5 protein-coding genes are annotated in these 7611 nt (G+C 59.6%); all 5 read right to left on the reverse strand.

Annotated features, from left to right (window positions below; genetic code table 11):
* A partial coding sequence (locus NUW23_11385; GenBank protein ID MCR4426766.1) for a 50S ribosome-binding GTPase occupies positions 1-721 on the reverse strand: 721 nt, incomplete at its 3' end.
* Between the two features lie 117 nt (positions 722-838).
* Complete coding sequence (gene pulA / locus NUW23_11390; protein ID MCR4426767.1) at positions 839-2725, reverse strand: type I pullulanase; 1887 nt, start codon at positions 2723-2725, stop codon at positions 839-841.
* Between the two features lie 96 nt (positions 2726-2821).
* A complete protein-coding gene (pepF, locus tag NUW23_11395) occupies positions 2822-4633 on the reverse strand; it encodes an oligoendopeptidase F (protein ID MCR4426768.1) in 1812 nt (603 codons plus the stop codon).
* Positions 4634-4742: 109 nt separating this feature from the next.
* A complete protein-coding gene (locus NUW23_11400; GenBank protein MCR4426769.1) occupies positions 4743-6407 on the reverse strand; it encodes a Na/Pi cotransporter family protein in 1665 nt (554 codons plus the stop codon).
* A 9-nt stretch (positions 6408-6416) separates the two neighbouring features.
* The coding region (locus tag NUW23_11405; GenBank protein ID MCR4426770.1) for an HD-GYP domain-containing protein at positions 6417-7611 on the reverse strand (1195 nt) is incomplete at its 5' end.

Genomic DNA, 7611 nt, shown 5'->3' on the forward strand with positions numbered 1-7611 from the left:
CCAACATGCGGAAAACGGCGGGGGGTATGAGGTCGAGCCCCTCCCCTGTCTTCGTGGAAACCTCAACTGAGGAAAACTGCGGAAACGTCGCGCGGACCACCTCTGCGTTCTCTCTGGCGTGATCAAGGTCGACTTTCGTAAGTGCCAGAAGCGTTCGGCTGGTCTTGTCCGGCAGGACTCTGCGGTCCTCCAGAATACCAATGAGGGCGTCGAGGTCTTCCAGACATGAGTCAACACTAACGTCGAGGCTGATCAGAAGACCATCCCCCAGTCGGATCGACGCGAGGAGAGCGGGAGGGGCGAGGTCTGGGGAGATGGGAGGGGAATCAACCAGCTGAATCAGAACGTCCTCATAAGGCATCATGCCGGGAATGGGCAGCTGAGTCGAGAAAGGGTAGGGCGCCACTAGGACCTTCGCCTTGGTCAAGGCGCCCACCAGAGCCGACTTCCCGGAATTCGGCAATCCAACTGTGAAGACCTGCCCCGCACCTTCGCGCTCCACCCTGAAAGGGTCCCCTTTGCCCTTCCTGCGGGCAGCCTCCCCTTCCTCCCGGAGCCGGGAGAGCCGCCGCTTTATGTCCGCCTGCATCTTCTCCGTTCCCTTGTGCTTGGGAATGGTGCGGAGCATCTCCTCCAGCGCAAGGATCTTCTCCTCGGTGGTGGCTGCTCGTTTGAAGGCCTCTTCGGCTTCAATATACTGAGGGGTGAGGTTCGCCGGCATGAGGCTGGTCTTCCCTCCCGCGTTTCGTCTCGTTTCAACCCACACACCCGCACGGGGTGCGACTCCCCAAGCCAGTGGAAAGCGCGGGTGGAACGGTGCCCACGAGGGGGCGAGGGCCTACTGGTGGAGAACCATGGCACTTATCGGCGCGACCGACACAGTCGGCCCCAGTACCATTCGGCGCGTCCGTGTCCCGGCTTTCATCCCTTCGACTACCACTCTCCACGGGCCGGTCCCCGGGAGACCGATTTCGACCGGATGGCGGTTGGCGTTCAGTATGACCATGATGTTTCTCCATGGGTCCCCGTTCGGATGCCCGTCGAGAACGAACGACACCGTGTTGGCGGGGCTATGATGGAACCGGAGATGGTTCACGATCTGGCTCGCTTGCGTCATGCGGAACGCTGGATGCGCCCTTCGCAGTGCGATGAGACCGCGGTAATAGGCAAACACGTGGGGGTAGGTCTTCTTGCGCGACCAGTCTATCTGGTTGACCAGGTCACCTGCGTTGTAGCTGTTGTGGTTCCCATGCTTGGTTCGGAGGAGTTCCTCCCCGCCGTGGATGAATGGGATCCCCTGGGACAGGAGAATCACCGCCTGCGCCAGCAGGTCCATCCTGATCCTGTCCTCCTCTGAGTCTTGCGGGCATGATTTCGCCAGTTTGTCCCAGAGGGTGAGGTTGTCATGGCACGAGACGTAGTTGATGGTCTCTCCAGGCTCGGCCGCGAAATCGCAGCTGCACGTGTCGTATGCCACTGACCCTGCGATGCCCCGACGGATGGCACCTTCGCGGTGCGGCGCGCCAGAAACGAAGCCCAAGCCAGGACCGTCCGTGTCTCCTTTCACGGCGTTCCTCAGCCCATCATTGAACAGCGCGATGCCGAGACCGCGTTGTCGACCTTTCGTGAACAGCTGTGAAGGGCACAGCCCGGACACCCCTCCCGCCCACGGCTCTCCGTACAGCAGGACCGTCGGGTCGAGCGAACGGAGTTCGGCCGATATCTCACGCACAGTGTGATAGTCGAGAAGAGCCATGAGATCAAACCTGAACCCGTCCACATGGTACTCGTCCATCCAGTACTTGAGCGAGTCCAATATGAGCTTCCGCACCATAGGCCTCTCAGTGGCAAGTTCGGTCCCGCAGCCGGACCCGTTGGTGAACTGCCCGGCCGCATTGGTGCGGTGGTAGTAGTTCGGCACGATCTGGTGAAGCGGAGACCCATCCACTGTGTAGGTGTGGTTGTACACTACGTCCATCACAACGCGGATACCCCGGGCGTGGAAAGCCTGCACCATCTGTTTGACCTCGGTGATCCGGCACGTGGGGTCAGCCGGGTTGGTGGAGTAGGATCCCTCAGGCACGTAGAAATGGTGCGGGTCGTAACCCCAGTTGTACTCGTCCGGCGCAGCCTCGTCCACCGACGCGAAATCCTGGACTGGCAACAGGTGGACGTGAGTAACACCCAAGTCTACCAGGTGATCTAGAGCACCCGGTTCCGTGAACGCCAGGTACTTGCCTTTGTGCGTCATCCCGGAGTACTCCGACGCCGAGTAGTCCCTCACATGCACCTCGTAGATGACTGCGTCGACTGCGTGCCTGAAGGGGGGTCTACGATCCGTCGTCCACCCCGGTGGGTCGGTGCGGTCGAGGTCCACGACCACTCCGCGCTCACCGTTGAGTGTGAGTGCTCTCGCATACGGGTCAGGAGCCTCGTTCACTGCGCCGCCCAGGTTTACGCGGTATGTGTAGCAAGTGCCGGCCAGATCCCCATGGACCGTGGTCGTCCATGTCCCATCGCAGTCAGGCGCCATGGGTATCTCGCGACCGGTGGAAGCAGTTGGTGACGGATACAGTATGCACGAGACACCGAGCGCGGTCGGGGCAAAGACTCGGAACGATGTCGCCCGGGTAGAGTAGACCGCCCCCATGTCGTCTCCGGGGTAGTACAGTTCAAAAAGCTCCTGTCCGCCTACGGCACGGGCAGCGGAAACGTCGAGACCCAAGTCCCATCACTCCCAAGGAAAGTGGCTCGTAGCTGCACCTATATCATACACCATCCCCGATTCCCGTGTCCACACGGCTCGGCCGCGGGGAAGTCTTTAGGAGGCGAAGAAGGATTCCATCTCTTGCAGCGCCTTCTCGAAAGCGTCTAGCGCCCGGTTCACGGGTTCCGCAGAGGTCATGTCAACCCCGGCTCCGCGAAGCAGTTCGATAGGGTAGGTGGAGCCTCCGCCAGAGAGGAACCTGACATACCTCCTGACCGCAGGTTCGCCTTCCTCCAGGATCCGCCGCGCAAGGGCCACTGCGGCTGAGAATCCTGTCGCGTACTGATATACGTAGAACGCGGTATAGAAGTGCGGGATCCTCGCCCACTCCAGGGAGATGTCGTCATCGCTCACTACGTCAGCGCCGTAGTAGTCCGAATTGAGTTGCCTGTACCTGTCGCAGAGGAACTCGGGGGTAAGAGCCTCTCCGGCCTCAAAGGCTTCGTGAGTCATCTTCTCGAACTCCGCGAACATCGTCTGTCTGAACACAGTCCCCCGGAAAGACTCCAGGTAGTGGTTGAGCAGGTACATCCTCATCGCCTGATCCTTGGTGATCGCGAGGAGGTGCTCGATGAGAAGAATCTCGTTTACCGTCGAGGCGACTTCAGCCACGAAGATGGCGTAGTCAGAGTAGACGTAAGGTTGAGTGGCCCACGAATAGTGGAAGTGCATTGCGTGGCCCATCTCGTGCGCGAGAGTGAACATGTTGTCCAGAGTATCCTGCCAGTTCAGAAGGACAAAGGGATGGGAGCCATACGAGCCCCAGGAATAGGCCCCCGAGGTCTTGCCTCTGTTTTCCACGACGTCTACCCAACCCGAGGAGAACCCGGATTCCAGGGTGTCCAAGTAGTCGCGACCGAGCGGCGCAAGCGCCTGGAGAACAGTCTCTCGGGCATCCTCGTATGTGATACTGTACTCCACGTTGGGCACGATTGGGGTGTACATGTCATACATGTGCAATTCATCAAGACCGAGAGCCCTCTTTCTCAGCCTCACATACCTATGCATCAGGTGCAAGCGTGAGCGGATCGTCGCGATGAGGTTGGTATACACATCCACGGGGATGTTGTCTCGGTCGAGCGCAGCTGCGAGAGCACTCGGGTAGTTGCGGACCCGGGAGAAGAACACATCAGCCTTGACCGCGGCGCCCAGGGTCGACGAGAGAGTGTTCAGCAGAGCACGGTAGGACGAGTAGAGCGCTTCGAACGCCTCCCTCCGCACCCTGCGGTCTCGGCTCTCGAGGAACTTCACATACCTGCCCTTGGTGACCTCAACCTCTTGCCCGGCTTCATCCCGGATCGTGGGGAACTTGATGTCCGCATTGTTCAGCATCGTGAAGATGTTAGTGGCGCCCTGCGCCATCTCCCCCGCCAAAGCCACAATTCTTTCCTCGGGAGCTGAAAGTGTGTGAACCTTCTTCCGGACAATGTTGTCGATATAGTGACGGTACAATGCTAGGTCTGGCTCATCCTCCATGAACCGATCGAGGGTGGACTGGGGTATAGTCAGGATCTCTGGGCCTATGAAGGATGTCCGGCTTGCGGCCTCCACCGCTAGACTCGCCGCCCGGTCGTGCATTGCCTGGTACTTGGGTTTGGTGTTGTCCTCGTCTTTGCGCATATGGGTGTAGACGTATGCCCTCGTCGTCAGTTCCTCCACCCGATCGCGCAGTCTAAGACAGGATAGCAGGGTATCTGCTGAGGTTCCTAGCTTTCCAGCGTACGCTGCAAGCTCAGGCAGGCTCTTGCGAACTGCGGCCATGTCGTTCTCGCACAGTTCGTCGGAGACATAGATGTCCTCGAGCCTCCACTTGAGCTCCTCTCTGACCTCATCCCTGGCCGGGATCTGTAGAGTCGTGTTCTCCAAAGGCTCGACCGCCTTTCCTTTCAGGTGTGGTCCTGTCCCTCAGTGTCTGTGTCTTGTTCAGCCACGGTCAGTCCTTCTCCGGGGATTGCCGTGCCGCCGGGAGGGTGGATCAGGTCAGGCTCACCTTGGGGTCGCCGGGCGTGCGAGGGCTCTTCTGTCCGAAAACGGCATCCGCAAGGTTGACCGCGAGGTCCCCCACTCTCTCTAAGTTGTTCATGAGTTCAACGAATATCACTCCGGACCCGGGCACGCACTTGCCTTCGTTCAACCGCCCAATGTGATTGGATCGGAGGTGGCTCGTGAGGGTGTCCAGAGCCTCGTGCATGCCGTACACGCGAGACGCCGCCTCGCGGCTCTCCGTCCGGAGAGCCTCCGTGCCTTCATGGACAATGGAATCGACCACCTTGAACACGCGGTCAAGTTCTGCAACAGCGGCGTCGGAGAACGGGAGCCGCTGGTCGAACCTCTGGCGAGCGTAGTTCATCATCTGCTCCGCCTGGTCGCCTATACGTTCTACATCCCCTACCACGTGCATCAGCCTCATCATCCTGGCCGACTCTGACTCACTGAGAGTGCTCCTCGCTACAAGGGTAGACAGGTAAAGCACCACAGCGCTGTTCAAGCTGTCCACAACGCTCTCCCGGGAAGCCAGAGCTTGATCAAGCGCGGTCGTGTAGCCTTCTAGCAAAGCCTGCCGTGCCTCGGAGAGCATTGTTCCAACTATGTCGGCCATTCGGCAGATCTCCGAGGACGCCAGATCTAATGCCACAGATGGGGTGCCGAGCATTCTCTTGTCCAGGTACTTCGGAGCGGACTCAACCACCACGTCTTCCCCTGGAACCGCATGGGTCACCATTCTCTCCAGGATGCTGATGCCAGGTACCCAAATGACGGTGTTCAGCACGTTGAAGAGGGTATGGGCGTTGGCGATCTGCCTTTGGACATCCGCGGCCCCGGATAGCGCCAGCACAAGCCGGACGAACTGCGAGATGAATGGGAGGAACAGAATGCACCCGAAGACATTGAAGAGCGCGTGAGCGAGGGCGGTCCTCCTGGCAGTTCGGCTCGTGCCTATGCTGGCCAGCATAGCGGTGACGCACGTCCCGACATTGTCACCGAAGAGAATGGGTATGGCGACCCGAAGTGTGATGATGTCAGGCGAGGCCAGAGCAACTGCCATCAACATGCCCACGGTGGCACTGGAACTCTGGATCACGACCGTCATGCCGAGACCTATGAGGACGCCCAGGATAGGATTTGCACCGAACGCATGCATGAGCCGGACGAAGGCCTGACTTCCCCGTAGGGGGGCCACCGCACTGGTCATCAAGCTCATACCCAGGAACAGCATGCCGAATCCCAGGACCACATGCGAGATGCTCTTCCAGAACCGCCGCTTCGAGAGCAGGTGGAGCAGGAAGCCCAGGCCGATTATTGGCAGGGAGTAGTCAGATAGCTTGAACGCAATTAGCTGCGCTGTGACGGTGGTGCCTATGTTCGCACCCATCACCACTCCGATCGCTTGCCGGAGTGTCATAAGGCCAGCGTTGACGAACCCCACGAGCATCACCGTGGTCCCACTGGAGCTCTGGATCACGGCCGTGACAAAGGCTCCCACGAGGACACCCTTCACGGGAGTCCCAGTGAGGATCTCCAACACGCGGCGCATCTGATCCCCGGCCGCGCGCCTCAAGCCCTCGCCCATGAGGTTCATGCCATAGAGGAAAAGCCCGAGGCCACCTATGACCCCGAACACCATATCCCGCGTCAACACGCTCACCGCCTATGCTAGTACCTTGGAGACAAACAGTTGCACCAGTTCCGGGTCGAATTGACTGCCCGCGCAGTTCTCCAGCTCCCGCCTGGCCTCATCCGCTGCCAGCGCAGGCTTGTAGGGGCGGTCGGTGGTCATGGCATCGTAGGCGTCGCATATCGCCAGTATCCGACCCCACAGAGAAATCTCGACGCCTTTCTTGCCATCCGGATATCCTAGCCCGTCGTACCTCTCGTGATGCTCGAGTATCGCTCGGTAGTGCTTGTCTCCGTAGATCCTTTGCATACCGCGGATCAGATCAGCTCCCCACGCCGGGTGCTTCTTCACCATCTCGTATTCGTCCGGAGAGAGTAGGTTGTTCTTCGTGAGAACTGAGTCCGGCAGGTTTACCTTGCCGACATCATGCAACCTGGCGACGTACTCGATTTCCTCAACCTCGGCCTTGGGGAGTCTAGCAGCCTCCGCAAGCGTCCTCGCCAGCCGTGCCACCCGCTCGGAATGCCCTCCGGTGTAGTGGTCCTTCGAATCTATGATCCGAGCGAACGCAATGTTGATCTGCTCGGCGTTCTCCTTCTTGATCAGTGCACGCTGGGTGAAATTCTTGTTCGCGATGAAGAACCATTCCGCGAGCACGAACGGGATAAGCCCACCGTGTTCGAAAAGCGCTGTGGCCATCAGACCCATGATAACAGATGGAGCGATGGCTGTCACGGCGGTAAGTGCGACAGTGGGGTCGATGGTGAGTTTCAGCTGGGGTCTCGAGAGGATGATTCCGATGTTCATGATCAAGCTGGCCGCCGCCATCCATGCAACCCCGGACGAGGCCGCCGCGCCGAGGAACCCCAAGTCCCCGAAGGCCATATAAGGATGGGGCCAAAAGAAATGAAAGGCTGCGCTGGCAGCATACGCGCACAGCGCGCTCACGCCTCGGTTCCCCAGGAGCTTGAGGGCGAAATGCCACTCATCGTTGTTCTCTCGCAGTATGCGTATCTCCTGCACGCTTAGGCTGCCGATCGCGGAGATCAGCGCGGTAGCTCCCGGATCGTACTTCAATGCGCACACCATGATCACCGGGTAGGCCATGACCACAAGCATACTGTGGAGGTTTATTACGCTCAGCGAAGAGGCCCACATGAGCGCGACGAAAACCACGGCAGAACCGAACGGGACCTCCCAGCGCGCAGTAGTCGCGATGAGCGCCGCC

It is taken from the genome of Bacillota bacterium (assembly GCA_024655925.1).
Taxonomy (GTDB): domain Bacteria; phylum Bacillota; class DTU025; order DTU025; family JANLFS01; genus JANLFS01.